This is a genomic window from Dyella jiangningensis (assembly GCF_003264855.1).
Classification (GTDB): domain Bacteria; phylum Pseudomonadota; class Gammaproteobacteria; order Xanthomonadales; family Rhodanobacteraceae; genus Dyella; species Dyella jiangningensis_C.
Genome location: NZ_NFZS01000005.1, coordinates 93,829 through 117,282 on the forward strand (window position 1 = coordinate 93,829; position 23,454 = coordinate 117,282).

At 66.1% G+C, this 23,454-nt stretch carries 19 protein-coding genes; 12 read left to right on the forward strand and 7 right to left on the reverse strand.

Features of this window, described 5'->3' with window-relative positions; all coding sequences use genetic code 11:
- Positions 1–730: 730 nt before the first annotated feature.
- Positions 731–2,215 (reverse strand): DUF2252 domain-containing protein, encoded by a 1,485-nt coding sequence (locus CA260_RS18415; RefSeq protein ID WP_238149832.1) that lies wholly within the window; start codon positions 2,213–2,215, stop codon positions 731–733.
- A gap of 275 nt (positions 2,216–2,490) precedes the next feature.
- On the opposite strand from CA260_RS18415, the gene CA260_RS18420 reads away from it, so the two are divergent.
- Positions 2,491–3,543: a DUF5694 domain-containing protein gene (locus CA260_RS18420; RefSeq protein ID WP_425479754.1), complete on the forward strand. Its 1,053-nt coding sequence runs from the start codon at positions 2,491–2,493 to the stop codon at positions 3,541–3,543.
- A 129-nt stretch (positions 3,544–3,672) separates the two neighbouring features.
- On the opposite strand, the gene dcp is transcribed toward CA260_RS18420, so the two are convergent.
- The 3 genes from dcp to bioD form a co-directional block, all read right to left on the reverse strand.
- Positions 3,673–5,880, reverse strand: coding sequence for a peptidyl-dipeptidase Dcp (gene dcp, locus CA260_RS18425; RefSeq protein ID WP_111984534.1), 2,208 nt, complete (start codon positions 5,878–5,880; stop codon positions 3,673–3,675).
- A 190-nt stretch (positions 5,881–6,070) separates the two neighbouring features.
- The gene (locus CA260_RS18430; protein ID WP_111984535.1) at positions 6,071–6,421 is read right to left on the reverse strand and encodes a hypothetical protein; all 351 of its coding nucleotides are present in this window, start codon (positions 6,419–6,421) and stop codon (positions 6,071–6,073) included.
- A gap of 49 nt (positions 6,422–6,470) precedes the next feature.
- Positions 6,471–7,142 (reverse strand): dethiobiotin synthase, encoded by a 672-nt coding sequence (bioD, locus tag CA260_RS18435; protein ID WP_111984536.1) that lies wholly within the window; start codon positions 7,140–7,142, stop codon positions 6,471–6,473.
- Positions 7,143–7,246: 104 nt separating this feature from the next.
- Here bioD and CA260_RS18440 point away from each other — a divergent pair, with 104 nt between their 5' ends.
- Positions 7,247–7,738, forward strand: coding sequence for a GAF domain-containing protein (locus tag CA260_RS18440; RefSeq protein WP_111984685.1), 492 nt, complete (start codon positions 7,247–7,249; stop codon positions 7,736–7,738).
- A 3-nt stretch (positions 7,739–7,741) separates the two neighbouring features.
- Here the strand turns inward: CA260_RS18440 and yihA are convergent, their stop codons facing one another.
- On the reverse strand, positions 7,742–8,377 hold the full coding sequence (yihA, locus tag CA260_RS18445) for a ribosome biogenesis GTP-binding protein YihA/YsxC (RefSeq protein WP_111984537.1): 636 nt from the start codon (positions 8,375–8,377) through the stop codon (positions 7,742–7,744).
- Positions 8,378–8,487: 110 nt separating this feature from the next.
- Here yihA and CA260_RS18450 point away from each other — a divergent pair, with 110 nt between their 5' ends.
- The 5 genes from CA260_RS18450 (at position 8,488) to CA260_RS18470 (ending at position 12,264) form a co-directional block, all read left to right on the forward strand.
- Positions 8,488–9,261, forward strand: a complete 774-nt coding sequence (locus CA260_RS18450; protein ID WP_111984538.1) for a c-type cytochrome — start codon at positions 8,488–8,490, stop codon at positions 9,259–9,261.
- A gap of 69 nt (positions 9,262–9,330) precedes the next feature.
- Positions 9,331–10,200, forward strand: a complete 870-nt coding sequence (locus tag CA260_RS18455; RefSeq protein ID WP_111984539.1) for a thiol:disulfide interchange protein DsbA/DsbL — start codon at positions 9,331–9,333, stop codon at positions 10,198–10,200.
- Between the two features lie 46 nt (positions 10,201–10,246).
- The gene (locus CA260_RS18460; RefSeq protein WP_111984540.1) at positions 10,247–10,903 is read left to right on the forward strand and encodes a thiol:disulfide interchange protein DsbA/DsbL; all 657 of its coding nucleotides are present in this window, start codon (positions 10,247–10,249) and stop codon (positions 10,901–10,903) included.
- Positions 10,904–11,023: 120 nt separating this feature from the next.
- Positions 11,024–11,833, forward strand: a complete 810-nt coding sequence (locus CA260_RS18465) for an endonuclease/exonuclease/phosphatase family protein (RefSeq protein ID WP_111984541.1) — start codon at positions 11,024–11,026, stop codon at positions 11,831–11,833.
- The gene (locus CA260_RS18470; protein WP_111984542.1) at positions 11,830–12,264 is read left to right on the forward strand and encodes a hypothetical protein; all 435 of its coding nucleotides are present in this window, start codon (positions 11,830–11,832) and stop codon (positions 12,262–12,264) included. Before CA260_RS18465 ends, CA260_RS18470 begins: the two co-directional genes overlap by 4 nt.
- Here the strand turns inward: CA260_RS18470 and CA260_RS18475 are convergent.
- Positions 12,163–13,782, reverse strand: coding sequence for a glycosyl hydrolase family 17 protein (locus CA260_RS18475; protein ID WP_111984543.1), 1,620 nt, complete (start codon positions 13,780–13,782; stop codon positions 12,163–12,165). The two genes, CA260_RS18470 and CA260_RS18475, sit on opposite strands and share 102 nt — an antisense overlap.
- Before the next feature lie 193 nt (positions 13,783–13,975).
- Between CA260_RS18475 and CA260_RS18480 the strand changes: the two genes are divergently transcribed.
- From CA260_RS18480 to CA260_RS18500, 5 genes are all read left to right on the forward strand, one after another.
- Positions 13,976–16,051 (forward strand): transglycosylase SLT domain-containing protein, encoded by a 2,076-nt coding sequence (locus tag CA260_RS18480; protein WP_111984544.1) that lies wholly within the window; start codon positions 13,976–13,978, stop codon positions 16,049–16,051.
- Positions 16,052–16,064: 13 nt separating this feature from the next.
- Positions 16,065–17,006 carry a complex I NDUFA9 subunit family protein gene (locus CA260_RS18485; protein ID WP_111984545.1) on the forward strand — a complete coding sequence of 314 codons (942 nt, stop codon included), beginning with the start codon at positions 16,065–16,067 and terminating at the stop codon, positions 17,004–17,006.
- A 47-nt stretch (positions 17,007–17,053) separates the two neighbouring features.
- On the forward strand, positions 17,054–18,283 hold the full coding sequence (locus CA260_RS18490; protein ID WP_111984546.1) for a multifunctional CCA addition/repair protein: 1,230 nt from the start codon (positions 17,054–17,056) through the stop codon (positions 18,281–18,283).
- A gap of 162 nt (positions 18,284–18,445) precedes the next feature.
- Positions 18,446–20,401 carry an LTA synthase family protein gene (locus CA260_RS18495; protein WP_111984547.1) on the forward strand — a complete coding sequence of 652 codons (1,956 nt, stop codon included), beginning with the start codon at positions 18,446–18,448 and terminating at the stop codon, positions 20,399–20,401.
- A gap of 142 nt (positions 20,402–20,543) precedes the next feature.
- A complete protein-coding gene (locus CA260_RS18500) occupies positions 20,544–22,169 on the forward strand; it encodes a glycosyltransferase family 39 protein (RefSeq protein WP_111984548.1) in 1,626 nt (541 codons plus the stop codon).
- A 13-nt stretch (positions 22,170–22,182) separates the two neighbouring features.
- On the opposite strand, the gene CA260_RS18505 is transcribed toward CA260_RS18500, so the two are convergent.
- Positions 22,183–23,376, reverse strand: coding sequence for a class I SAM-dependent methyltransferase (locus CA260_RS18505; protein ID WP_111984549.1), 1,194 nt, complete (start codon positions 23,374–23,376; stop codon positions 22,183–22,185).
- Positions 23,377–23,454: the final 78 nt, after the last annotated feature.

A 23,454-nucleotide genomic window follows, 5' to 3' on the forward strand; every position in this document is an offset into this window, starting at 1 on the left:
CTTCGCCCTGCTGATCGCCTTCGCGCTGGCGTCTCTGCACGAACGTCGACCGACCACGTCGCGCTGGCTTCAGCCCTGGCCGCTCGCCTTGCTGCTGGGCGTCGGCGGCATCGCATTGGCGCTGCTGGGCAAGCTGGTCCATGACGGGCGCGTGCTCGATCACCAGCTGGTCGCGGTGTCGCGCAGCAGTCTCCCGTTCGGCCTGCTTTTTCTGCTGCTGGCAGGGGTGTTGGTCACGCCACGCAAGGGCGAACTTCAACGCATCGCCATCGTCGGGCTGATCGCGGCCGTGGCCGCCAACGGTCTTTTCACGCTCACCCTGTGGCCGGCATACGACTTCACGCCCGTCGCGAAGATGCTTGCGCGGGCGGAAGCGGAAGGCCATCCCATGGCCAATTTCGAATCGAACGACGGCCAGTACACCTTCCTCGGACGGCTGACCCAACCCGTGACGCAGCTCCACGGCATGGACGAAGCCACGCGCTGGGCGCAGGCGCATCCGGACGGACGGGTGATCACCTACCCGCGCCGGCTCACCGCGCTCGACCGCGCGCATGCGGTCTACATCCAGCCGTTCCGTGGAATATGGCTGGCGGTCTGGCCAGCACCCGCCTTGGTGGACGCGCAATCCAAGGGCGAGCTCATCGAATGACGCGTGGATCGTGTCGACGCATTCCAGCGCCGACACGATCCGCAGGCAGCACGCCGGCGCGCTGTCGACACGCCGTGCTCACTGGATCGTCGCCACATCGACGCGGCCGGCTCGCGCCGCCTTGACCAGCGCATCGTGATCGCGCTCGTTCTGGTCGGCGTAGGCGACCGAGAACGATGCCATCGCATCGGCAAACGCATCGCTTTTGCCGAGATAGCTGGCCAGCACGATGGCGTCGGTCGAACGCGCATGCGCACGCGCCACGGCGTGCGCGCACAGCCGGCCGTAACGCCGCATGTTGGCTGGCTTCATCAGCTCCACCTGCGGCGACACTTTCGCATCGCGCAGCTGCCGCACGTAGAAGTGCCGGTTCGCGCCCTGCGTCCAGCCGAGGAACATGTCGCTGGCCGACTGCATGAGGCGCTGCCCCGACACCACGCGCTGCCCCTGGTGCGTATAGGCGCACTTGCCGATGAACCGCTCGATGACCGATTCGCGCGCCTCCTTGAACTGCAGGAACAAGGGATCGCCATTGCCAGACACCAGCAGCATGATGCCGCAGTACGTGCCCACGCTGCCGACACCGACGACCTTGATGGCGGAGTCCATGGGCTCGAAGCGATCAAGCAGCACGCGGCGCTCGGCGGAAAGCGATTCACGGTAGGACGCGAACGCCTTCATCCGGTCTTCCTGGCTGACCTCGTTCTGCAAGGCATTGTCGTGATAGATCAGCGGCGGCTCGTCCTGGATGCGCGGCGGCGATCCGCCGGCGACGGTCAGCTTGACGAACTCCTTGGTATGCGCGGTGTATTCCACTGCCTTGTGCACGCTCTTGATGGCAAGCTTCTTGAGCTGCTGGTCTTCCATGCGGTCGATGACGTCTTCCAGGTCGATATGGTCGTACCAGGCCGACAGCAGGGGCATGGCGGCGTAGTCGGCCAAATGGTCGCGATAGGCGGAAGCCGCTTCCCACGCCGACTCCCTTGCGTCGTCGGCGCTGAAACCGTTGGCGCGCGAGGCCACCACCAGGCTGGCGCAAAGACGCTTGATGTCCCACTCCCATGGTCCCGGCGTGGTTTCGTCGAAGTCGTTGATGTCGAACACCAGCTTTCGTTCGGGCGTCGCGAAGCCGCCGAAGTTGACCAGATGCGCATCGCCGCAGATCTGAAGGTGGACGCCGGTGCTTGCCGTGGTGGAGAGATCGCCCGCCATGATCGCGGCGGCGCCCCGATAGAACGCGAACGGCGATGCCATCATGCGGCCGTAGCGAATCGGCACCAGCGTCTCGATGCGCCCCTTCGACGTCTCGATCAGCACATCCACGGGATCGAATCGCTTGCGCGTCGGCGACCAGCCACCCAGCGTCTTGCGCGAGCAGACGGAACGCAGCGCCTTGCCCATGGCTTCCCGGTCCTCGACCGTGTGCCGGAAGCTGTGGGGCAACAGGCTGTCCAGCGGCATCGGCGGCGGCGCCGCGATCTTCGGCTTGTGGTTGGCCGAGGCAGAGCGAGCCTTGCCGGACGGCTTGCGGGAAGAAACCTGAGGCTCAGCTGCCGTGGACATGGATGCCCCCTTCGAGATTGCGCGTTGCCAGGTTGGCCGCGAAACCGCCGGCCGGAACGCCATTTGACGCCGACTGCCGCCGGATGGGAACCGAAAAACTACGTGAATTACGTGAAATGGCCGGTTGCCCAAGACGAACGGCCAGTCAGGCCGGACATCCCGCAGCCCTGCATAGGCCAGATGATCCCCTGCACTCCAGCACTGGCCCGGCACCCCGGCCGCTCCTAGCGTCGATCCGTCCTCCCCTCCGGGTTCCATCCATGACCAAACCCTGGCTGCTGTGCCCGTTGGCTTTATGCCTATCCAGCGCTGCCTTTGCGCAATCGACCGTCGACTTGTCCCGATTGGATGCGCACGATGCCGCACCGCGCACCCAGGTCTTCGTACTGGGCACGGTGCACTTGGCTGACGCGCCCAAGACCTTCAAACCGGCGTCGCTGGGTCCGGTGCTGGATCGGCTCGCGTCGTTCAAGCCGCAGATCATCACGGTCGAACAGATTTCCGGCGAGAGCTGCGATGCCATGGCGCGCCATCCCGCGATCTATGCGCCAGAAGACGTACGGCCCTACTGCCGTGACACGAGCGCAGCGCGGTCCGCCACTGGTCTGGACGTGCCCGCCGCCATCGCGGAAGTGGTGCGCACGCTTAAGCACTGGCCCGATCAGCCAGCGTTCGCGCAACGACGGCACCTCGCCGCCTTGTTCCTGGCCGCCGGCGATGCGGCCTCCGCCATGGTGCAATGGCTTTACCTGCCCGACGACCAGCGCCGCGCCGGTGACGGCCTGAGCGACACACTGGCGACGCAACTTCGCCAACAGGCCGCCAGCAATGACGAGAGCTTTCAGATCGCCGCGCCGCTTGCGGTTCGACTCGGGCTGCAACGCGTGTTCGGAGTCGACGACCACACCGGCGACAACGTAAACGTGGCGGATGCCGCCGCCTTCGGCAGCGCCATCCAGCATGCGTGGGACAGCGCAGCGGAGATCGCGAAACCTCTCCATGCCTCGGAAGCAGCGTTTTGGCAGCGTGGCGACATGCTTGCGCTGTATCGCTTCATCAATCAGCCATCCGAGCTCGATGCGCGAATTCGCAGCGATTTTGGTGCGGCGCTCGGTGACGCTTCCCCGCAGCACTACGGACAGATCTACGTGGCCGGCTGGGAAACCCGCAACCTGCGGATGGTGGCGAACGTGCACGCTGCGTTCCGTGAGTCCCCGGGCGTGCGTGTGCTGTCCCTTGTCGGCGTCTCGCACAAGCCTTGGTTCGACAACCTGCTCGGGCAGATGCAGGGCGTGGACATCGTGGATGCGGAAAAAGTATTGGAGTGAGCCGGAAGTCGCGGCTTGAGGCATTGACGACCATGCGGCGTGCGCACCGCTACCGACCATCGCCATGGATGTAGCCCAAAAAGAAAGGGCCGGCATGGCCGGCCCTTTCGCATCACATCAGCGCAAGCCTTACTTCTTCTGCGGCGCTTCCTTCAGGCCACGGTTCAGCAGCATCGGTTCGATGCTCGGATCCTTGCCGCGCCAGTCCTTGTACATCTTGCCCAGCTCTTCGGTGTTGCCGCGCGAGAGCACCATCTCGCGGAAGCGGTCGCCGTTTGCGCGCGTCAGGCCACCCTTGTCGACGAAGCCCTGGAAGGCGTCATCGGCCAGCATTTCCGTCCAGAGGTAGGCGTAATAACCGGCGGCGTAGCCGTTGCCCCAGATGTGCTGGAAGTAGCTGGAACGGTAGCGCGGCGGCACGTAGCTGAGGTTGATCTTGGCCTTGGCCAGCGCATCGGCCTCGAACTTGTCCGGGTCCTGCTTCGGCGCATCCGGGCCCAGGCTATGCCAGCTCATGTCGAGCAGCGCGGCCGACACCAGCTCGGTCATGTCGTAGCCCTTGTTGAAGGTCTTCGACTTCTTGATCTTCTCGACCAGTTCCTGCGGCATCGGCTCGCCGGTCTTATAGTTCTTCGCGTAATTCGCGAAGATCTTCGGATCGGTCGCCCAGTGCTCGTTGAACTGCGACGGAAACTCCACGAAGTCACGCGCGGTGGCCGCGCCCGACAGGCTCGGGTATTCCGAATTGGCGAAGATGCCGTGCAGGCCATGGCCGAACTCGTGGAACATGGTGATCACGTCGTCGAACGACAGCAGCGCCGGCTGGCCCGGTGCGGGCTTGGTGAAGTTGGCGACGTTGAACACCACTGGCTTGGTGCCCATCAGCTTGGACTGGCCGACCAGGTTGCTCATCCAGGCGCCGCCGTTCTTGTTGTCACGCTTGAAGTAGTCGCAGTAGAACAGCGCGAGCGAGCTGCCGTCCTTGTCGAACACTTCGAACACGCGCACGTCCGGCTGCCACACCGGAATGTCCTTGCGCTCCTTGAAGGTCAGGCCGTAGAGCTGGTTGGCGGCGTAGAACACGCCGTTCTGCAGCACGTTGTCCAGTTCGAAGTACGGCTTGATCTGCGATTCGTCGAGGTCATACTTGGCTTTGCGCACCTGTTCGGCGTAATGGTTCCAGTCCCACGCCTCGACCTTGAAACCACCGTTCTGCTGGTCGATCACGTCCTGGATGTCCTTGGCCTCGCGCTCGGCGCGCGCCGTGGCCGCCGGGGCCAGCTTGTCCATGAAGGTCAACGCCGCCTCGGGCGTCTTGGCCATCTGGTCTTCCAGCTTCCACGCGGCGTAGCTGGAGAAGCCCAGCACCTTGGCCTGTTCGGCGCGGATCTGCGCGATGCGGGCGATCATGTCGCGCGTATCGTTGGCGTCGCCCTTCTCGGCGCGATCCCATGAGGCCTTGAACAACTGCTCGCGCGTGGCGCGGTCATTCAAGCTCTGCAGCGCCGGCTGCTGCGTGGTGTTTTGCAGCGGGATCACCCATTTGCCGTCCAGCTTGCGCGCCTTGGCCGCTTCCACCGCCGCGGCGATGTCGCCATCGGACAGGCCATCGAGCTTGCTCTTGTCGTCCACCACCAGCGCGCCGGCCTTGGTCGCGGCGAGCAGCTTGTTGGTGAACTGCGTGCTGAGGGTGGACTCTTCCTTGTTGAGGTCCTTCAGCTTCGCCTTGTCGGCGTCGGACAGCTTGGCGCCGCCGCGCACGAAGTTCTTGTAGGTGACTTCGACCAGGCGCTTGGACTCCGGATCGAGCTTGAGCGAATCGCGCTGCTCGTAGACGGTTTCGATGCGCTTGAACAGCTTGTCATTCAGCACGATCGCGTCCTGATGCTCGGCGAACTTCGGCGCCTCTTCTTGCTGCACCTTCTGCAGCGTGTCGTTGGTGTTCGCGCCGCTCACCGCATTGAACGCCTGCATCACGCGCGTCATCAGCTGGCCCGACTTCTCCATCGGGATGAAGGTGTTCTCGAAGGTCGGCGGCTCCGGGTTGTCCGCGATCTTGTTGATCTCCTCCAGGTGCTGCTTCATGCCCTCTTCGAAGGCCGGCTGGTAATCGCCATCCTTGATCTTGTCGAACGGCGGCGCCTGGAACGGCAGCGTGCTGGGTTCGAGGAACGGATTCACGGCACTGACCTCAGGCGTGGTGGCGGCGGTGGACGCCTTGGCCGGCGCGGTGCTGGCCGGTGCCGGAGCGGGCTGCTGGGCCTGCTCGTTCGACTGCTGCGAACAGGCGGCGAGCGCGATGGAGGTGGCGATCACGAGGGTGCGGAGACGAAGCATCAGGGTTCCCCTGGAGGGCGGATAAACGAACCCGGAGCCTAACCACACCGCGGTGGGGGTGCCAAGGGCTGGAAGTCCCTGCCACCGCAAGGCGGTGTGTAGGAGCGCCCCCGGTGCGCGAAAAGCCGACGGAGCGGGGACGCCGAGAAGCCGCGGTCGCGCACTGGGTGCGCTCCTACAGCGGTGGGTTTTACGCCTTGCGCATGTCCCGCAGCTGCCAGTTCGAACCAATCAGCAGGTTCAGGCGGTGCCGCACGATGCTCATCGGCAGGTCGGTGATGAGGTCCACGTCGATGCGCAGGTCGTGGACATGGGCGCTCACGGTGGCAGCCGCGTCGGTCGCACCGAGGGCGGGATCGACCTCATCCGGCTCCTCCTGCATGGCGCGCCAGCGCTCGAACAGCGACGGCGTACGCAGGGCTTCCTGCACTGCAGCAGCGAGGTCGTCGGGGCCGGCGCCATCATAGCTCAGCGAAGGTACCGGCCCGCGGGCATGGGCGAGATCGGCAATCGACAGGTAATAGTGGCTGCGCAACGCCATGGTGAAATCTCCGTTCCGGCCGCCCATGCAAGCACGCGCGGCGTGAAAATCACTCCAAGATCGCTTCAAGATCCAGCTGAGCCGCAGCCGTTTGCGGCGGCTCGCCATAAGGCAGCACACCGAGGCACGGTGCAGGCAGCAACTGGCGCAGCGTCGCCAGGTTCTCATCCACCGCCGCCATGTCCGGATCGATGCGATTGCCGATCCATCCGACCAGCCGGCAACCGTCGGTGGCGATGGCACGCGCGCTGAGCAAGGCATGGCTCAGACACCCCAGCCGCATGCCGACCACCAGGATCACCGGCAACTGCCATTGCCGCGCGATGTCCGAGGCGAGCAGTCCGCGCGACAACGGCACCAGCCAGCCGCCCACGCCTTCGACCATCACCACGTCGTGCATGTCGCACAAGCGCATGAAGGCGTCGCGCAGTGGCGCCAGCCGGATATCCACGCCCTCGTGCGCAGCCGCCAGGTGCGGCGACAAGGGCTCGCGCAGCGCGACGGGGTTGATCCACTCGTAGGGCATCGGTGCGCTACTGGCCGCCTGCAGCGCCAGTGCATCGTCGTTGCGCAGGCCTTCGCGTGTTTCGGTGCTGCCGCTGGCCACCGGCTTCATGCCGCAGGCGTTGAGACCGCGGGCACGCACGGCGTGCAGCAACGCGCAGGTCGCATGGGTCTTGCCTATGCCCGTGTCGGTACCCGCTACGAAGAACGTCGACATGCGCCTGTCCCCTGGTGGCGGCCTGGAAACGATGCGCGGACCCGTCGTGCCGGTGCGCACCGTGCGGGCGCATAATACGTGCTTTGGCAACGAGGCTCATGCCCATGTTCGAAGTATCCACGCAGGCGTACGCGAGCAAGCGCGAACACTACGAGGACCTGTGCCGGCAGGCGCGCGGCCTGCTCGAGGGCGAGCCCGACACGATCGCCAACGCGGCGAATTTCTCGGCGCTGGTCTATCACAGCCTGCCCGACCTCAACTGGTGCGGTTTCTACCTGTACGACGGCACCGAGCTGGTGGTCGGCCCGTTCCAGGGCAAGCCCGCCTGCATCCGCATCGCCCTCGGCCGCGGCGTGTGCGGCACGGCGGCGCAGGCGCGCGAGACCCAGGTCGTGCGCGATGTGCACGACTTCGACGGCCATATCGCGTGCGACGCAGCGTCGCAGTCGGAAATCGTGGTGCCGCTGGTGCGCGCCGACGGCCGCCTGTTCGGCGTGTGGGACGTGGACAGTCCGTCCGTCGCACGTTTCGACGAGGAAGACCGCACCGGCATGGAAGCGCTGTGCGCGGTCTTCATGGAAAACCTCAAGGGCTGAGGTTTACTCGCGCGGCGTCTGCAGCAAGGTCACGATCGCCGCGCGCGCCTCGTCCACGCCCGTCGGCGTCTGCGAGGAAAACACCTGCGCCGTGGCCTGCGTGCCGCCCGCCGCCAGTTCCTTGCGCAGTGCCGCCAAGGCCTGCGCGGCCTGATTGCGCGAGAGCTTGTCGGCCTTGGTCAGCAGCACGTGGCAAGGCAGGTGCGTGGCGAAGCAGAAATCCAGCATCATCCGGTCGAATTCCTTCATCGGATGGCGGATATCGGAAATCAGCACGACGCCCCGCAGGCTGCGCCGGCGATGCAGGTAAGCGTCGATTTCCTGCTTCCAGTGCGCGCGCAGCTCCTCCGGCACCTTCGCATAGCCGTAGCCGGGAAGATCGATGAGCCGCACCGTCAAGGGCGCCTCGCCTTCACCCTGCGGCAGCGGCGGCAGCGAGAATGCGACCATTTGCTGCGTGCGACCGGGTGTCTTGGAGGTACGCGCCAGGCCGCGGTGGCCCGTCAACGCATTGAGCGCGCTGGACTTGCCGGCGTTGGAGCGCCCGGCAAAGGCCACTTCGGCGCCGTCGTCCGGCGGAAGTTGTGAGATTCGGTGGGCCGCCAGCACGAACTGGGCCCCTTGCAATGGGTTGGACATGGTTTGACCGGCTAAGGTGGCGCGGAGATAATCCGGGAGTTTCTGCCAGTTGCGGACGTGCAGGCCAGCGCGAGCCGTGCAGCCATAGCAGTTTTTCGGGAGACAAGTGTATGAGTTTTCGGCCCGCCGGTTTCCGGCCCGCTGTTGTTGGTTATGCCGTAGCCCTCGTCTTTGCGCTGTCTTCCAGCGTGGTGTTCGCCCAGGAAGCCAAGCCCGCCGCCGCGGCCACCGCCGCGCAGCCTGCGGCCGCCGCCAGCGCCGAACAGGCCAAGCCGGGCGAAGCCACCGCCGCCGTCAAGCCGGGTGATGCCGCTGCCGGTGCCGGCAAGGCCGCCGCCTGCGGCGCCTGCCACGGCATGGACGGCAATTCCAGCGACGCCCAGTACCCCAAGCTCGCGGGTCAGCAGGAGTCCTACATCGTTCGCCAGCTCACCAGCTTCAAGAGCGGCAAGCGCCAGAACCCGATCATGCTCGGCATGGCGACCCCGCTCTCCGAGCAGGACATGCACGACATCGGCGCCTACTTCGCCAGCAAGGCATCGCTGCCGGGCGTGGCCGACCAGGCGCTGGTCGAGCGTGGCGAGCAGCTCTATCGCCAGGGCGACACCACCAAGGGTGTGCCGGCATGCATGGCGTGCCACAGCATCGACGGCCGCGGCAACCCGGGCGCCGCGTACCCGCAGCTGACCAGCCAGCACGCGCAGTACATCGAGGCCACGCTCAAGTCGTGGCACGACGGCACCACCTGGGGCGACGACGCGCACGCGCAGATCATGCCGGGCATCGCCAAGAAGCTCGACGCGAAGGACATCGCCGCCGTCGCCAGCTACATTGAAGGCTTGCACGCCGCCGAAGGCGCGTCCGGCGCCGCCGCCGCGAAGTAAGCGCCTTCGACACGCCGGCCCCCAGGCCGGCGTGTTCGTTCCAAGCCAGACCAAGTACCGAGGATCACCATGCTGAAGCGTCTGTCGTTCCTGTGTTCCGCCCTGCTCGTGCTCGCCGCCTGCAGCCACAACAACGACAACGCCAGCACGGCCCCGCAGCCCGCTCCGGCTCCGGCGGCAACCGCCCCGGCCGCGCAGCCGCCGGCCGCTTCCACCGCCGCCGCCCCTGCGGCCGCCAGCACGGCGGCTCCGGCTGCAGCGAGCACCGCGGCCCAGGCACCGGCGCCCGCACCTGCTCCGGCCACGCCGTTCGTCGACGACGGCAAGTGGGTCGAAGGCAAGCAGTACGTGCGCATCGAGCCGGCCCAGCCGAAGATGACCAACACCGACAAGATCGAAGTGCTCGAGGTGTTCTCGTACGGCTGCCCGGCCTGCAACCAGTTCCATCCGACCATGAACAAGCTGGTGCAGGAGCTGCCTTCCGACGCCGTGGTCGCCTACCTGCCCGCCTCGTTCATGCCGCAGGAAAACTGGCCGATGCTGCAGCGCGCCTTCCTCGCCGCGCAGGCGCTGGGCGTGGCGGACAAGGCCAACGACGCCATGTATGACGCTGTGTGGAAGACCAACGAGCTCAGCGCCCTCAAGGCTGGCGGCGCGGGCCTGAAGCCCGCATCCGCCCTGCCGACCCTGGACGATGCCGCCAAGGTCTACGCGAAGTTCGGCGCGGATCCGAAGGAATTCGTGGCCGTGGCCAACTCCTTCACCATCAACACCAAGGTCAAGCGCTCGGACGAACTGGTGAAGAACTACGGCATCGAAGAAACGCCCACCATCGTCATCGACGGCAAGTACCGCCTGACCCCGCGTTCGGCCGGTGGCTACGACCAGGTGGTGGAACTGACGAAGTGGCTGGTGTCCAAGGAAGCGGCCGGCAAGTAAGCCGGACCTCCAATTCCCACCCACCGCTTACCTGAGAACATCGCCCATGCTCAAGCGTTTCGCCTCCCTGCGCGCCCTCGGCCTGATCGCCGGCCTGCTGCTGACCACCGCCTGCACCGCCACCGGCTCCAACGATCCGGCGCCCTACACGGAGGGCACCGAGTACGTCACGATCGGCGGGACGCCCCAGCGCTACAGCAATGAAGGCAAGGTCGAGGTCGTCGAGGTGTTCTCGTACGGCTGCATCCATTGCGCCCACTTCGCGCCGCTTGCCGAGCAGATGCGCAAGCAGCTGCCGCCGGGCGTGGTGTTGAAGCTGCTGCCGGCCGCATTCAACGACCAGTGGGTGCCCTACGCCCGCGCGTATTACGCCGCCAAGAAGCTGGGCGTGGTGGAGCAGACCCACCTGGCGCTGTTCAAGGCCAAGTTCGAGGACCACTACCCGATCTCCACGCTGGACGAGATCGCCGACTTCTACGCCAGCCATGGCGTGAAGCGCGACGACTTCATGCGCATCGCCACGTCGGACGAAGTCACCCAGCAGATCCGCAAGGATGCCGCGCTGGTGCAGGCCTGGCAGGTCGACGGCACGCCGACCATCGTGGTCGACGGCAAGTACCGCAGCGCCAACATCAAGACGCTGGACCAGCTGGCGGCGCTGACGCAGTGGCTGGCCAAGCGCGAGCTGGCCGGCGGCAAGTAATCCCTGCACGGGGAAAGTCCGGCGGGACTTTCCCCACATTCACACCCCGGCGGGCATGCTTGCGCATCCGGCGGCGCCCGCGATGGCGCCCGTCACCCTTTGCCACTACCCTGCCGCCCGATGAACCGCGCCGATTCACCCGCCCCCGCCGCCCCGGAGCGCCGTCTACGTCTGCTGAGCTGCAACATCCTGGCCGGCGCCAGCGTGCAGCGTTACAGCGAATACCTCACCCGCAGCATCAACGCGGTGCTGCCGGGTCGAAGCAAGCTCGACAACCTCGATCGCCTGGCCGAAGTGCTGCCGCAGTTCGACGTGATCGGCCTGCAGGAAGCGGATGCCGGCAGCCTGCGCTCGGGCTTCCTCAACCAGACGCGCTACCTCGCCGAAGCGGCAGGCATGCCGTTCTGGAGCCATCAGCCCAATCGTCCGATGGCCCGCCTGGCGCATTCGGCGAACGGCTTGATCAGCCGTCTCGAACCCACCAGCGTGCTGGACTTCCCGCTGCCCAGCCGCATTCCCGGCCGCGGCGCACTGCTCGCGCGTTTCGGCGAGGGCAAGGACGCGCTGGCGGTGATGATCGCCCATCTCTCGTTGAGCGCTCCGGCGCGCGCCAAGCAGCTCGCCTTCATCGGCGAGGTGCTGCAGGACTATCGGCACGCGGTGCTGATGGGTGACCTCAACACCGAGCTGCGCAGTGCGGAGATGAAGCACCTGTTCGCCAAGTCCACCCTGGTGTCGCCCGACCAGGCGACGCCCACCTTTCCGAGCTGGAAGCCGCGCCGGGCACTGGACCATATCCTCACGTCCGAGGCGATCCAGCTCGACAAGGTGTGGGCCCTGCCGCAGGCGTTTTCGGATCACCTGCCGCTGGCGGCGGAGATCCGCCTGCCGAACCATATCGCCCCCCAACCCTTTCGACTGCGCCGATGAAGCGAACGCTCACCCTGATACTGCCCTGGCTGTTGCTGATCGCACTGGGCGCCGTGCCGCTGATGCTGCGTTACGGGCTGGTCGAGTCGCCCGACGTGGCGCGCACATGCGAAACGGGCACGACGTTCGCCTGCAACCTGCGGCATGCCACCGTGGAAGGATTCATCACCGGCAACGTCGGTGGCGTGCGCATCGGTATCTATGGCTGGGTGGCCCTGGCCGCCGCCGCGCTGGCCCTGTGGCGCAACCGCGTGTTCACCGCCTGGCTGGCGGCAGCGACGGGACTGGTCGCGGTGGTGCTGTATTGTTTCGAACCGGGCGCACTCGCCCTACTGATAGGCTGCCTGCGGCTCGTGCGTGCCCAGGCGGACGGTGCGCCGCCATGCGATCAACGCGGCGCCGCCCAGCATGAGGTTGGCGCCCAGCCATGACCACGAGGCGGGGTTCAGGCCGACGTCCTGCACCACCGTCACCGCTGCCAGCAAGGGCATCAGGCAGGCCATGAAGCGCTCCTCCGCGCTGGGCAACCAGGTCCTGCCGGCGTCCAGCATGGCGGCCACGAAGTAGCCCAGCGCCGGCGGCCAGAACAGGCCCAGCGGGAAATCGCGGTAGCGCCCGTCGAACACCAGCAGCAAGCCGTAAAGCGTGAGGACGAACATCCACGCGAAGCGCGCGCGCGGACTCGGCATGGCGCGAACCGGCCCACCGCACAGGCGCGCGGCCACCCATCGCGCCAACGCAATCGTGGTCAGCAGCGCCAGCACGCACAGCGTGCCGGACACCGCCCATTCGACCACGTCGCGGCAGGCGAACCACATCTGCCGGAACTGCCACGCCAGCGCCGCACCGCAGGCAAAGCCGGACAGCACCAACGCGACGCGCGCCCTGCGCGAACGCCATTCGCGGCGCCACACGGCCGCCAGCACGAACAGCACGGCGCCCAGCACGCCGGCCCACCAGCCCAGCAGCCAGCGTGGCTCTTCGATCACCGGACCCTGCATCGAGAACTTCGGCTGCGCATCGACATCGAAGATGCCCCAGTAGCCGCCGACCGTGCCTTCCTGCTCGCGCTTCCAGGGCTGGTCGAAGGTCTCGATCACGTTGTAGGGCATGTCCACGCTGCCCGCGTAGCGCAGGAATTCGCGCATGTAGCGGGCCTCGTTCACCAGGCTCGCGGCGGCAGCGCGGCGCTGCTTGCCTTGGCTGGGCCAGCCCGTCTCGCCGATCATCACCGTGCGACCAGGAAACTCCGCCTTCATGTGGGCATAGACGTCGGCCACGTGCTGCACGGCGTATGCCGGCTCCACCGGTGCGTCTTCCCAGTACGGCAGGATGTGGATGGTGATGAAGTCCACCACCTTGGCCATCTCCGGATAGCGCTGCCAGAACTCCCACACGTCGGCATAGGTGATCGGCACATGCGTGTCGCGCACGGCGTCGCGCACCTCGGTCACGTACTGCGCCATCGCCGACGGCGTCTGTTCGCCACGCAGCAGCACCTCGTTGCCGACGACCACGCCACGCAGCACGTCGGGATGTGCCTTGATGGTGGCGATGCCGGACTTGATCTCCTTGTCGTTCATCACCGGATCGCGGCCGATCCATATGCCCATGAGCACCTTCATGCCGTAGCGCTGCGCGATGTCCGGCACCGCGTTCAGGCCAAAGCCCTGCGAGTAGGTGCGCACGCAATCGAAACGCTGGGAGAGCGCGCGCAGATCGGCGTCGATGCGCTCGGGACTCACGTAGGCGCGGATGTTGAGCGGCGTCTCGCCCGGCTTGCGGAACGGTGCATAGGACACGCAGGCGATGCGCGAGGAAGGTGCTTCGGGCAGCGCCACCGGGCGCCCTAGCTGCCACCACCAGAGCACGCCCCACAATGCCGCGGCGACAAGCGCCAGCCACGCCAGCGGCGCTACACGGGACGACGGCGAGGACGGTGGCGTCATGCGCTTCCTTGAAAGCCAGGTTCATGCGCCGGACGCGGCGCCTCGTGGGCGGCAGATTCTATCAGGCCCGCCCCGCGGCCACGGTCGCGTCGGTTTCACGCCACGCTCAGCGGCCGTTGGTCATGCTGTCGGGTCCGATGCATTGCCAGACGTTACGATGCACTGCGCGGAACAGGCAAAAAAAGGAGCTTTCATGTCCCTCTCCGTGGCACCGCGCCGATTCGCCGGACGCCTGCTCATCATGATGGCCAGCCTGCTGCTGGCCGGCACCGCCAGCGCCGCCGAGCCCACGCAGGCACAGCGCGCCGCCTTCAAGCAGGCCTATGCGGCGGCACAAGGAGGTGGCGACAACTGGCGCAGCCTCGCCAAGGGGCTGGAGGACTATCCGATCTATCCCTACCTGGAAGCGGCCGCGCTGACGCACAACCTGCGGCAGATCGGTCGTACGCAGGTGGAGTCCTATCTCAAGCGCTATCCCGACCAGATTCCCGCGGGCGATCTTCGCCGCGACTTCCTCGGCGAACTGGCGCGTCGGCAGGATTGGGACAACTTCCTCGCGATGTATCAGCCGGGACAGGGCGACGCGCTGGCCTGCAATGCCCTGCAGGCCCAGTTGAGCAAGGGCGCGCAGCTCGATTTCGACCGCGACCTCGCCGCGCTGTGGGCCAAAGCCAAATTGCCCGGCGCCTGCGATCCCGTGCTGAGCGCCGCGCACGACCAGGGCCTGCTCACGCCGCAACGCCTGTGGGAGCGCATCGACCGCGCCGCCGATGCCGTGCAGCCGGGCTCGATCAACGCCATGGCGGCGTGGCTGCCCGCGGAAGACGCCGAAGCCGCCAAGCGCCTGGCGTCGGCGCTGAGCGATCCGGGCGCCGCGGCGGTGGCCGCCAACCAGTGGCCGGACACGCCGCGCAACCGCCAGGCCGCTGCGATGGCGGTGGAACGGCTGGCGCGTCGCCAGTCCGTGACCGCCGACATCGCCTGGCAGAAGCTGCAGGATCGTTTCGCCTTCACGCAGCCGCAGCGCGATCGCGTGGTGTACGCGCTGGCCCTGTTCCATGCGACCGACTACGACGAGGGTGCGCTGTCGCGCCTCGCGGCGCTGCCCGCTGCGCTGCAGACCGACGTGAGCCGCGAGTGGCGCGTGCGCGCGGCCCTCGCCCAGCGCGACTGGCGGGCCGTGCTCGCGGCCATCGATGCGATGCCGCCCACGCAGCAGCAGGACGGCGAATGGCGCTGGTTCCGCGCGCGCGCGCTCACCGAACTGGATCGCGGCGCCGAAGCGCAGCGCGTGCTGACGCCGCTGGCGCAGGAGCCCACGTTCTACGGCTTCCTCGCCGCCGATCGGCTGGAACAGCCCTACGGCATCTGCCAGCTCCAGCTCACCAGCAATGCGAAACGCGAACAGGCCCTGCTGGCCAATCGCGGCCTGCAGCGCGCATTCGAACTGTTCGCCGTCGGCCTGCCGCGCCAGGCGCGTCGCGAATGGAGCCAGGCGCTGGATGGCACGGATGCGGAAACGCAGCGGCTCGCCGTCGTCCTCGCATACCGACGCGGCTGGTATGACCGCGCGGTGTTCACCTTCAACAACGGCGAAGCCCTGCGCTATTACGAGCAGCGTTTCCCGCTCGCCAGCCAGGACGGCCTGGTCACGCAGGCGCAGGAAGCGGGCATCGATCCGTCCTGGGCGTACGCCATCCTGCGCGCGGAAAGCGCATGGATGAGCGATGCGCGCTCCGGCGCGGACGCGCGTGGCCTGATGCAGCTGCTGCCCTCGACCGCCGCACTGGTGGCCAAGCGCAACGGCATCAGCTGGGGCGGCGGCGACACGTTGTTCGACCCGGTGACCAACATCATCCTGGGCACGCGCTATCTCGCGCAGATGGCGCAGCGCTTCAGCGGCTCGATCTGGCTCGCCAGCGCGGCGTACAACGCAGGGCCGGGCAAGGTCGACCAGTGGCTGGAGGCGCGCGGCGCGCTGCCGCCGGACCTGTTCGTCGCCACCATTCCCTACAAGGAAACCCGCGAATACGTGGCGCGCGTGATGTCCTTCGCGGTGATCTACGACTGGCGCCAGCACGGCAACGCGGTGACGCTGTCGCAGCGCCTGACGCCGATCGGCCAAGGTTTCGACCTCGCGTCGGTCAACGGCGAACGCAAGCTGGTGGGCTGCCCGGTCGCGGCGCCGGCGGTACCGGCGGAAGCCGCCACCGCGGCGCCCGCGAGCAGCATGGCGCCGCCGGCATCAACCTCCAACGGCACGCACTGAGAGAGGCCTGCACGTGGTTAAAAAACCCAAGCAACTGGTCGTGCTCGGCGGCACCGGCTTCGTCGGTTCGTACCTCGTTCCACGACTGGCGGCCGACGGCCATCGCATCGTGCTGCTCTCGCGCAACCGCGAACGCAAGCGCGAGCTGGGCGTGCTGCCGTCGGTGCGTATCTGCAGCACCGACGTCTACGACGCCAACGCCTTGCGTCGCCAGTTCGAAGGTGCCGACGCGGTGATCAATCTGGTCGGGATCCTCAACGCCTTCGGCAAGCAGACCTTCCATCACGCCCATGTGGAACTGACCCAGCGCGTGATCGCCGCCTGCCAGGCGGCCGGCGTGTCGCGACTGCACCAGATGAGCGCGCTCAAGGCAGGCCAGGGTCTCTCGCAATACCTCAAGACCAAGGGCGAGGCCGAAACACACGTGCGCAACTCGTCGCTGGATTGGACCATCTACCAGCCGAGCGTGATGTTCGGTCGCGGTGGCGGCCTGGTCGATCGTTTCGCCACGCTGCTGCGGCAGATGCCCGCGCTGCCGCTCGCGCGCGCGTCCGCGCGCCTGGCGCCGACCTGGGCGGGCGACGTGGCCGAGGCGATCGCGCGCTGCGTGGACGACGACAGGCTCGGCATGGACCGCAGCTTCGAACTGTACGGGCCACAGGTGCTGACGCTCGGCGATATCGTGCGGCAGATCCGCGATGTGGCGGGGCTGCGTACGCCCATCGTGCCGCTGCCTGACAGCCTCGGACGCCTGCAGGCTCAGTTCGCCCAGCTGCTGCCCGGCAAGCCCTTCTCGCTCGACAACTTCCGCACGCTGCGCACCGATTCAGTGGGCAAGCAGGACGGTTACGCCGCGCTGGGCATCGTGCCGCAGCCACTGTCGCCATGGTTGCCGCTGCTGCTGCGGGAGCCGGCGCGCCAGCGTCGCCTCTCCAGCGCACGACTCACGCGCTGAAGCAACGCGACTGTGGCCGCATCGGCGCTGCATGGCAGAATCGACGCATGCGCATCTATCTCGTTGGCGGTGCAGTCCGCGACAAACGCCTCGGCAGGCCGGTCATCGACCACGACCACGTGGTGGTGGGCGCGCGGCCCGAAGAACTGCAGGCGCAAGGCTATCGCCCGGTAGGCAAGGATTTCCCGGTATTCCTGCATCCGCAGACGAGCGAGGAGTACGCACTCGCCCGCACCGAACGCAAGACCGGCCCCGGCTACCACGGCTTCGCCTTCCACGCCGATCCGTCGGTGACGCTGGAGCAGGACCTCGCGCGCCGCGACCTCACCATCAATGCGATGGCCGAAGCCGAGGACGGCACGCTGGTCGATCCTTTCGATGGCCAGCGGGATCTCGAGCAGCGGTTGTTGCGCCACGTGTCGCCCGCCTTCGTCGAAGATCCCGTCCGCCTGCTGCGCGTGGCGCGCTTCGCCGCGCGCTTCGCACCGCTGGGTTTCACCGTGGCGCCGGAGACCATGGCGCTGATGCAGCAGATGGTGCGCGATGGCGAGGTGGATCATCTCGTGCCGGAGCGCGTGTGGCAGGAGACCCGCAAGGCGCTCGGCGAGGCGCAGCCTTCCGCGTTCCTGCGCGTACTGCGCGAATCGGGCGCGCTCGCCGTACTGTTTCCCGAAGTGGACGCGCTCTACGGCGTGCCGCAGCGCGCGGAGTTCCATCCCGAGGTCGACACCGGCGTGCACGTCGAAATGGTGCTGGACATGGCCGCACGCATCGCACCGGGCAACGACGTGGTGGGTTTCTGCGCGCTCACCCACGACCTCGGCAAGGCGCTGACGCCCGGGGACGTGCTGCCGCGCCACATCGGCCACGAACATGCCGGCGTCGCGCCGCTGCAGCGCCTGGTCGCGCGACTGAAAGTACCGACGGAGCACGCGACGCTGGCCGAGCATGTGTGCCGCGAGCACCTCAACGCGCATCGGGCCTTTGAACTGAAGGCTGCCACGGTGCTGCGCCTGCTCACGTCGCTGGATGCATTGCGACGCCCCGAGCGCCTGAGCCTGTTCCTGGCCGCCTGCGAGGCCGACAAGCGCGGGCGGCTGGGCCACCAGGATGACGCTTACCCGCAGGCCGGATACCTGCAACGGGCGCGGGATGCCGCCGCGGCGATCCGCTCCGAGCCCTTCGTCGCCAAGGGCCTTACCGGCCCCGCCATCGGCGACGCCATGGCCGCCGCGCGGATCGCGGCCATCGACATACTGCGCCAGTCGGGCCGCTGAATGGCCCCGCCGCCGAAAGCCGGCGGGAAGGCCGTTCTGGCTAAAATGCCGGGTTCGGCGCCCCGAAGACCTGCCTGGCAGGCCTTCGCCGTGTATAAAGACGGGTCGCCGCTCGTCGCCCTGTGAGCCGGGCGCCTGTCGTTCCACTGCCCGGAGTCATCCGTGTCCATTGCGTCTCTCCCGACTTCGCCGCTGCGCCAGCGGTTCCGTCCCCTGTGGTGGCTGGCCATCAGCTATGTGCTGATCGGCGCCCTCACGCGCATCGTGCTGTTGTTCATGGCAGGCAGCGGCGTGCCGCACAACCCGCTGTACTGGGCGTACGCGTTCGGTGTTGGCCTGGCCTACGACCTGGTCGCCTTCATCTACATCGCCTGGCCGCTGATGCTGTACCTGTGGCTGGTGCCGCAGCGCATGTACGTGTCGCGCGTGGGCCAATGGCTGCTCTACGGCGGCGGCGCGGTGACCTTGTTCGGCCTGCTGTTCGTCGGCGCTTCCGAGCTGGTGTTCTGGGGCGAATTCGGCACGCGTTTCAACTTCATCGCGGTGGACTACCTGGTCTATACGACCGAGGTGATCGGCAATATCCGCGAGTCGTATCCGCTGGGCACCTGGATCAGCCTGCTGGCGCTGGCGACGCTGGTGATCGTGTGGTTCAGCCGCCGCGGCCTGAAGGCCGAGGACAGCGGCACGCGCTTTCTCCAGCGCAGCAAGGTGGCGCTGGTGTGGCTGCTGATCACCGTGGTGACCGCGGTGGCCATCAAGGGCACCTACAAGGACCGCACCGACAACGCCTACGTGAACGAACTCTCCGGCAACGGCGTGTATGAGTTCTTCGCCGCCTTCCGTAGCAGCCATCTGGATTATTCGCGCTTCTATCGTACGTTGCCCGAAGAGGACGCGTTCCGCCGCGTGCGCGAGCTCGTCAAGACGCCCGAAGCGACCTATGTCAGCGACGACCCGCGCGACCTCACCCGCGAGATCCGCCACGAAGGCCCTGAGAAGCACCTCAACGTGGTGCTGATCAGCGTGGAAAGCTTCTCGGCCGATTTCCTCGCGGAGTTCGGTGACAAGCGCGGCATCACGCCGAACCTCGATGCGCTCATCAGCAAGAGCATGTTCTTCGACAACCTCTACGCCAACGGCACGCGCACCGTGCGCGGCCTCGAGGCGCTGTCGCTGTCCGTGCCGCCCACGCCCGGCGATTCGATCGTGAAGGCGCACAACAACGAGAACCTGTTCTCCGCCGCCAACGTCTTCAACGATCGCGGATACCAGTCCGACTTTGTCTACGGTGGCTACGGCTACTTCGACAACATGAACTACTTCTTCTCGCACAACGGCTATCGTGCGGTCGACCGCAACGACATCGGCAAGGGCGAGACCATCCATCACGAAAACGTGTGGGGCGTGGCCGACGAGGACCTCTACACGCTGTCGCTGAAGCAGATGGACGAAGCGTATGCGCAGAAGAAGCCGTTCTTCCTGCACATCATGACCACCTCCAACCATCGCCCCTTCACCGTGCCCGCCAATCGCGTGACGCAGAAGGACGGCACGCGTGAAGCCGCCGTGGCGTACACGGACTGGTCCATCGCCGACTTCCTCAAGCGCGCGCAGGGCAAGCCGTACTTCGACGACACGATCTTCGTGATCACCGCCGACCACTGCGCCTCCAGCGCCGGCCGCACCAGCGTGCCCATCAACCGCTACCACATCCCGCTGTGGATCTACGCTCCCAAGCATATCCAGCCGCAGCGCGTCACGCGCCAGATGGCGCAGGTCGACATCATCCCGACCGTGATGGGCCTGCTCAACTTCAGCTACCGCAGCCGCTTCTTCGGCGCCGACATCTTCCAGCTGGAACCCGGCCGCGAACGCGCCTTCCCCGCCACCTACGAAAAGCTCGGCTACCTGCACCACGACGTGCTGACCATCCTCGAACCCCAGCGCAAGCTCGAACAGGTTCGCCCCGACTTCGACAACGGCGACGCCGTGCCCAACACGCCGATCGACCAGCACCAGGTAGACGACGCCACGGCGTACTACCAGGTGGCGGCGTTCCTGTTCAAGCATGGGTTGATGGTGAAGCGGCCGGAGGACAGCAAGCCGGTAAAATGAGGCACGTGGGAGGAATGGGCGCCCGCTTTTGGAGAGCGGGTGGCTCCGTTCGCCATGACGTCATGGGCATCGACGCGACATGAGCGGGAGCGCTCGACTTGTCTGACGGGACAAACAATCTTCTTTCAAAGGACTGTCAGAGATGACCACTTCACCCTGCACGGTCGCCATGGGACCTATGACACCCGGCTGGTCATTGGGTGACGCAAAGCACGCGTGGCCAATCTGGTTGTCGCTCGCTGCGTTCTTCACTCTGGTGCTTGTGCAGGTCAATCTGCCTGGCCTGTACATGGATGCGGTGAACCCGGATTTTGTCGCTGCACAGCTGTTGCATCACAACGCAAGACAGCCCAGCGCTGGAATACCGTCGAAGGTCTTCCCGATTCTCGGCGGCCTTTACTATGGCGCCCAAAATGTCTACGTGGGCTTGCCAATCTTTGCAGTGTTCGGGTTCAGCGTCGTCACGCTGCGTGTAGCGCAAGCGCTGTTCGGCGCTATCTTGGTAGCGGCCCTTTTTGTTACGACAAATCGCCTTACGCGTTCACGTGCACTGGCCTGCGCATGCACGCTTGGGCTGGCCACTGAGCTGGCCTTTTCCGCATCATTTCGCACCCAGTTCTACATCCAGATGGGGGGGGCGGCATGGTTGGTGGTGGCTCTTGCGTACGCCATGCCGATAAACGATCAACCCGAACTGGCGCGCAGGCGTACGCTACTGTCGGGAGTGTTCACCGGACTGGCCTGCTATGGCTATTTCGTGCTCGGGTTCTTCGTGCCCGGCCTAGTTTTGCTCATCGCATGGCGCCGACGCGGTGGTTGGCGCGACCTCCCCGCATGGCTAGCGGGACTCATACTTGGCCTGACCCCCTATGCTCTTGGATACCTTTCCCTGCTGATCAAGTTGAAAGGTATCGCCCCGACGCTGGCCTTCATTCACAACATGCTTGGAGAACTACACCCATTCGAAGCGAGCGGCGCTACTGGCAACAACATTGCCTATGCCTGGAACATGACCCGCCTGGCCGTTACCGATCAGGGCAACGAATCCATGATCTTCGGGCAGAAGCTGGAATCGGCTTGGTCCGCCATCAAATACGGAGGCCTCGTGTTCAGCCTGTTGATCATGTCTGGCCTGCTGATATTTCGCCTGATCGGACGGAAAGAACGCCTGGTGCGGACATTGCCTGTACTGCTTCCGTGGTCGTTTCTCGCCGTTGCATCATTGTTCGGCACGCGCCTGTGGGCGCATCACTTTAGCGTCCTGGTGCCCTTTGTCTATTTGCTGGGTGCACTGTTGTTGCTTGAATGCCTGGATGCGCTACGGGCTTCTCCTTTTGTGAACAAGGCAGTCATAGCCGTGGCTTTGGGAGCCTGCTTGGCGTGCAACCTCGTGCAACAGGCCGACTTCCACCGAGAACTCGCCCGCACCGGCGGCACCGGCAAAATGCCCGAAGCGTTGAATACGCTGGCCGAGGAAGCACGCGGTTCATCTGCCCAGGTTGCCTACCTGTTTCCAGAATGGGGCTTCTACACGTCCTTTAGTTTTCTCACCGGCAACCGCGTGCGCTACGTGGACAACGCCGAAGGCCGCACGCTCATGCAGTTACGCAGTCGCGGGTATCGCACGTTTCGCCTGGCATTCTGGAATGCGGCCGATTCCGAGCGCTATAGCCAAATTTTGTTCGCTGCTGGCGCACAGAACATCACTGAGCGCGTGTACACACGGCGGGATGGCGTGCCCGCGTTTTACCTGATCGAAGCCGAGTGAAGGATCGAGCTGATCACAGCCGATCCCCCTGATCCGTCTCCAGCAACTCCGCTGGCAGCGGGAGTACATCCATGTTGCGGGCGAACAGCATGGCCTGGAAGCGCTCGCCCATCTGGTCGGGAAGGGTCAGCTTTTTTACTTCCTGGGCGAGGCGGTAGCGCTTGGTTTCATCGTTCGACTGCTCATAGGCGTGCTCGAATGCTTCCTGCAGGCCGCTGCCGATCAGGAACTGGGCCTGCGAGAGGTATCCCGCCACGCCGAAGCCTGCGCCGTTGCCTGCTTCCGCCAAGGCGGTGAAGTCCACGGAGGCGGTGAGGTCGTTCAGACCGGGCAGGTAGAGCGGATCGTGGTGAGCGCGGTGGCGGTAGTGGGCCATGAGCGTGCCGTCGGTGCGCTCCGGCAGATAGAACTCGCGGCGTACGTAGCCGTAGTCGATGAACAGCATCAGGCCGGCAGTGAGCGAGCCGGCAACGGCCTGGATCCAGTACGGCAGCTGCGGGAGGATCTCCGAGCGGTAACCGTCGGGGAAGCTCGTTTCGAGATCGCGCTCCACGTGGCGCACCGCGCCCGACACCAGCATGTCGGCGGGACGATCCACGCGCATCAGGCGGCCCTCGCCGTCCAGCGCCACGTATTCCTCGTAGACCTCGCCGGCGCGCATCGCGAAGCGCGTGGTCGGCAGCGCGTCGATCACTTCGTTGGCGAATAGCACGCCACGCCATTCCTGTTCCGGCGGACGATCCAGCCAGGACACGCGTGCGAAGACTTCCGCGGGCAATGCAGCAGACAGTCGCTCGCGCTGGCGATCGCGCAGGTCGGCGCTGGGTTCGAGGATGAGATAGCGGCGGGGCAATGTGCCCACGGCGGCGAAGGCATGCAATGCGGCCTCGGCAAAACGGCCGCTGCCACCGCCCAGTTCGAGGAAATCGGCATCATCGCCGAGCAGCGCGATCACCGGATGCGTGGCATTGACCACGCACTGCGCGAATAGCTCGCCCAACTCAGGCGCCGTGATGAAATCGCCGGCCTCCCCGAACTTGGTCTTGCCGGCGCTGTAGTAGCCCAGCCCCGGCGCATACAGGCAACGCTCCATGAACTGCGAAAACGGCATCGCACCGTGCGCAGCGATCTCCTCGCGCAGATGCGTCAGCAGACGGTCGGAATGGGCGCGTTCGTCGGCGCTCGGAGCGGGAAGTTGGGAAGACATGCGCGTGCATCGGTGATGGAGAACGCGCAAAGAATAACCGATGCCCCGCCATAGCCCCGTGAGGGAGGAAGACTATGG

Coding starts and splice junctions, on each gene's coding strand:
- CA260_RS18415 (WP_238149832.1), bottom strand. CDS start 2,215: ATGTCCACGGCAGCTGAGCCTCAGGTTTCTTCCCGCAAGCCGTCCGGC.
- dcp (WP_111984534.1), bottom strand. CDS start 5,880: ATGCTTCGTCTCCGCACCCTCGTGATCGCCACCTCCATCGCGCTCGCC.
- CA260_RS18430 (WP_111984535.1), bottom strand. CDS start 6,421: ATGGCGTTGCGCAGCCACTATTACCTGTCGATTGCCGATCTCGCCCAT.
- bioD (WP_111984536.1), bottom strand. CDS start 7,142: ATGTCGACGTTCTTCGTAGCGGGTACCGACACGGGCATAGGCAAGACC.
- CA260_RS18440 (WP_111984685.1), top strand. CDS start 7,247: ATGTTCGAAGTATCCACGCAGGCGTACGCGAGCAAGCGCGAACACTAC.
- yihA (WP_111984537.1), bottom strand. CDS start 8,377: ATGTCCAACCCATTGCAAGGGGCCCAGTTCGTGCTGGCGGCCCACCGA.
- CA260_RS18450 (WP_111984538.1), top strand. CDS start 8,488: ATGAGTTTTCGGCCCGCCGGTTTCCGGCCCGCTGTTGTTGGTTATGCC.
- CA260_RS18455 (WP_111984539.1), top strand. CDS start 9,331: ATGCTGAAGCGTCTGTCGTTCCTGTGTTCCGCCCTGCTCGTGCTCGCC.
- CA260_RS18460 (WP_111984540.1), top strand. CDS start 10,247: ATGCTCAAGCGTTTCGCCTCCCTGCGCGCCCTCGGCCTGATCGCCGGC.
- CA260_RS18465 (WP_111984541.1), top strand. CDS start 11,024: ATGAACCGCGCCGATTCACCCGCCCCCGCCGCCCCGGAGCGCCGTCTA.
- CA260_RS18470 (WP_111984542.1), top strand. CDS start 11,830: ATGAAGCGAACGCTCACCCTGATACTGCCCTGGCTGTTGCTGATCGCA.
- CA260_RS18475 (WP_111984543.1), bottom strand. CDS start 13,782: ATGACGCCACCGTCCTCGCCGTCGTCCCGTGTAGCGCCGCTGGCGTGG.
- CA260_RS18480 (WP_111984544.1), top strand. CDS start 13,976: ATGTCCCTCTCCGTGGCACCGCGCCGATTCGCCGGACGCCTGCTCATC.
- CA260_RS18490 (WP_111984546.1), top strand. CDS start 17,054: ATGCGCATCTATCTCGTTGGCGGTGCAGTCCGCGACAAACGCCTCGGC.
- CA260_RS18500 (WP_111984548.1), top strand. CDS start 20,544: ATGACCACTTCACCCTGCACGGTCGCCATGGGACCTATGACACCCGGC.
- CA260_RS18505 (WP_111984549.1), bottom strand. CDS start 23,376: ATGTCTTCCCAACTTCCCGCTCCGAGCGCCGACGAACGCGCCCATTCC.